The organism is Caldivirga sp. UBA161 (assembly GCF_002506515.1).
Classification (GTDB): Archaea; Thermoproteota; Thermoprotei; order Thermoproteales; family Thermocladiaceae; genus Caldivirga.
In genome coordinates, this window is sequence record NZ_DAXS01000063.1 from 4782 (window position 1) to 8741 (window position 3960).

Sequence of the window (3960 nt, forward strand, 5' to 3'; positions counted from 1 at the left end):
ATCAACCCCCTCCTCTCAGCTTCATTAATTATGCTTTCAGGTATAGCCACGGGGTATTAATTATAGTATTGACTTAGTTAAATAATTTATATTCATTTTTATATAAGAAAAGGAATGAATAAAGTGANNAGGGCTATGGCCATGGCTTTAATAGCCTCCTCGGCAGCCTTATACAACTTCCCACTGGCTTGAATAGGATCCTTATCAATTAAATCCCTACCCTCATTAAGGAATTCAACAGCCAACTCAAGATGAGCCCTAGAGCGCTCACTAGGATCAAGATTCAACACCCTAGCCACCAAATCAATAATATCAANNCCCCCTCCTCTCAGCTTCAATAAGTATTGACCTTGGGACCTCCACATTTTATACCTACCATGCCTAATTAAAAACATTTACCGCTCATAATTATATTGAGTTTAAATGAGTGAATGATTGCCGGTAAGTAATTATGATGTGTTAAGTTTAAGTGAAGTAAAGAAGGTGTAAGGTACAGTAATTTTTATTTCCCGCTTCATGTAGGTTTCTTAATGGCGGATAGGTTGAGGCGATTTATGCTCTTCACATTCATAGGCTCTACAACGGCCCCGGGAATATTAGCCATGCTGCACTTATTAATGCTCATAACCGCTTTATCCATAGTATTGGCGTCATCAATAGCCCTACTCACCTACTTCTAAGCTATAAATGGTTTAAAATCAAATAATAAGCCTCATATTGATTAACTGCAATAATACTATGTTTAAATTAAGCCCATGTTGAAATGAAGGCATTCAGTGGGGTGGGGTTAAAGTAGCGTTAGGTTTATAGTTCCGGGGTGGAACCTAGTTCTGGTGCGGAACTTATTTGATCCAAGGCCTAAAAGCTCAAGGAGTGAGCTCTTTGATAGGGTTGATGAATTGAGGCTCCTTGATAAGTCAATAGGTAAACCACTCATTGTGGTCCTTGGTATTAGGCGCATTGGTAAGACTTCGCTGGTTAAATCCTTCCTTGAACCGTATAATGGCGTTTACATTGATCTACGTGGCGTAGCTACGCGTGCTGACCTTTATGAGAGGCTCTCAGAGGGTTTAAGTAGTTACCTTAGTAAGTTGAGGAGGTTTATTGAGGGTATTAGGGGGATTAGGATTATGGGATTTGATGTTGAGATTAAGTGGAGGGGTGCGGATTCCGTAAGCCTACTGGGTTTGCTGGAGGAGTTGAATCGTAGGGGGCGATTCATTATTGTGCTTGATGAGGTGCAGGATGCTAAGCCACCTATATCTGCTGAGCTTAAGAATATACTAGCCTACACATACGATCATCTAAGTAATATAACAGTAATATTGAGTGGTTCTGAGGCTAGGCTATTAGGTAGCTTCATGGGTGTTAATGATCCTGAATCCCCATTATACGGTAGGTACTTCGTTGAGGTTAATGTCCGTAGATTTTCAAGGGAAGAATCATTAAGCTTCCTGGAGCTTGGCTTTAGGCAGGAGGGTGTTAAGCCGCCTAAGGATGTGCTTGAGGAGGCTGTTGGCTTCTTCGATGGTATACCTGGTTGGCTTGTCCAATTCGGTAGGAGTTACGTAGATGGAATCCATAATATGGATGTAATTAAGGAGCAGGCAATATCCACGGCCCTCAGTGAGTTAATGAGGCTATCTAAGAGGGAGAGAATGGTGCTTAAGGCTATTGCTGAAGGTGCGGGAACTTGGGGCCAGGTTAGGCGATTTATTGAGGAGAGGAATGGTGAGACTATTCCCAAATCCAGCTTAACTAGGATCATTAGTAAGTTGGAATCCCTCAGCATAATTAAGGATTATGAATTCTTAGACAACATTTATCAGAAGGCTGCTAGGCGATTATAATTACTCAAAGATAATCATGTCTACTGAGCTTACCTAAGCTTAATCATTATTCCAATGCAAATACTGCAACTGCACTAATAATCTCATATTATTACTCCTCACTCTCATTTCCACCATAAGTATATACATAGGGATATGAGTGAATCATAATTAACTTCATTTTAGCCTTTCAATAATTACAATGTACTGGATAATAATCCTTAAAGTTATCCTAAATGCTTATTACTATAGATGATGCTAGAATAGTAATAATTAAGAGTTACTTAGAGTATTACATTAGGTTGATTTCAGCATTATTGGACTTAATTTAAATAAAATATTAAATACTGGTTACGAATTAGCGATACATAAGTAATCCCAGTAAGCATCACCATAACTGTAATATAAAACATTTACGTATATTTGCGATGTAGGCTTCCCTTTCCCCTTCCCACCTGATGTACTTTGACCACTTACATTTGATCCTGTTGATGTTCCATTAATTAAATATATACCGAAGCCAACATACTTATACTTACTATTCATTATGTTTAAGCCGTTTAAGGGGTTACTTAAATTAATACTATAATATAATGGTATATTACTGAATATTGTTCCATTACTAACGTCGATAATGTTGTTTATTTTAATGTTAAAGTATGATGATAGGAGGTTATTGAGGCTTTTCATTGAGTCACCGCTTAATGCTGTACCACTAGCAGAATTAACGTTTGACGACTTATAAATAACTATGAGATAATTTTGCCCATTTTTATTAACTACTATGAATATGAAGAATATTGTCCCATTGATTGAATACTGGGTTGGGTAAATCACGGCCGATACCATGGGGTATTTAATTACCGGTATGTCATATGTAGCCAAGTCATAATAGAGGATTAGTAAACTACTACTAGCGTTTGAGGTATTCACAGCATAAGCGTATATTGGGTTAATGAGGTCATTAACTGTACCATTATAAATCATGTAATTCCAGTAAAAGTAATCACCACCTAAGGCTTTGTGGTTAAGCATATTGCTTGTTCCATTACCTAAGTAGGCGAAGGCTACTTTACCGGGTGGGCAGTAGGTTAGTGGTATCATGGTTATTGATTCGTTAATTGTTGTGAAGTTATTGATTGTGTAGCTTAAAGTCATTATGGGTGAGTTAATGGGCGTGTAGTTAAGCAGTATTGTTGATGATTCGGGAGGCACCATTACGCTACCCAACTTAACCCTATAGCCGTTAATGCCTATCACTGAGGCATTGATGTAAACCCACCCAGTGGAGTTATTGTAAATATATAAGCCGACTACGGCATTACTTGAGCCGGGGTACTGGGGGTATTCAAACACCCTTATGCTTGGCCTATAATTGAAGGTTAACTTCACGCCTGAGCCTAATGGTGTAGGTAGGGTTATGGTTAATTGAGTTAAGTTGCTTAGGCCCTGTATTGATAATGGGCATTTAAAGTTAACATTAATAACCCCATTCACTGAACCATATGATACTGAAGCCTGAGTGTAGTACATTACCCCGTTAGGTAGCTTAATGGTGCAGAGCGCGTAGCCTGATAATGAGCCTGCATTAATTATGCCTAAGTTACCCTCAAGGGATGCATTAACGTAAATGTAGTTACCGTCAACTAGCGGTGGTGATTGAGGTATTAGGCTTACCCTTGATGATGAGGCTAAGGCTGCGTAATTCACCTCCCTTGTAATGAATCCCCTCACTGAATTAATCATATATAGCATCGATAATAGTAGCACCACTGCCGCCACCATGAATATTGCGAAGACGTATATTTCACCAAGCCCAAGCCTACCCGACAAGGGCATCACCCGTATAGCCATTACTGGAGTAGAATTTAATGATGAAGGGTGGCTTAATTGAAATAGCTTTAATAGCCACTATGGTGAATTTACTGAACTTAATGGGGCTACTGTATGGTATAACCATTATCACGTCACCTGTGGTTGCATTAATAATGGCTGCACCATTAATAATACATGTTGCTGAACCGTAATTATAGAGGGCTAGGGCCACATCATAGGTACCTGCAGTATCATTAACCGCATAACCAATCACCGCGAATTCACAGTGGTAGCCTAATGGGCCACTGTATATGCC

Annotated in this window: 4 protein-coding genes and 1 pseudogene; 2 read left to right on the top strand and 3 right to left on the bottom strand. The window is 39.1% G+C overall.

What is annotated here, in order from left to right; translation table 11 throughout:
* Positions 1-131 precede the first annotated feature (131 nt).
* A pseudogene (locus BP896_RS06980) lies at positions 132-363 on the bottom strand (PaREP1 family protein); the annotation flags it as partial.
* A gap of 167 nt (positions 364-530) precedes the next feature.
* Between BP896_RS06980 and BP896_RS06985 the strand changes: the two are divergent.
* Both BP896_RS06985 and BP896_RS06990 read left to right on the top strand, forming a co-directional pair.
* Positions 531-680: a hypothetical protein gene (locus BP896_RS06985; protein WP_291767038.1), complete on the top strand. Its 150-nt coding sequence runs from the start codon at positions 531-533 to the stop codon at positions 678-680.
* Between the two features lie 153 nt (positions 681-833).
* Positions 834-1850, top strand: a complete 1017-nt coding sequence (locus tag BP896_RS06990) for an AAA family ATPase (RefSeq protein WP_291767039.1) — start codon at positions 834-836, stop codon at positions 1848-1850.
* A gap of 330 nt (positions 1851-2180) precedes the next feature.
* Here the strand turns inward: BP896_RS06990 and BP896_RS06995 are convergent, their stop codons facing one another.
* Positions 2181-3662 carry a hypothetical protein gene (locus BP896_RS06995; RefSeq protein WP_291767041.1) on the bottom strand — a complete coding sequence of 494 codons (1482 nt, stop codon included), beginning with the start codon at positions 3660-3662 and terminating at the stop codon, positions 2181-2183.
* Positions 3652-3960: hypothetical protein (locus BP896_RS07000; protein WP_291767043.1), on the bottom strand; the 309-nt coding region annotated here is incomplete at its 5' end. The genes BP896_RS07000 and BP896_RS06995, both read right to left, overlap by 11 nt.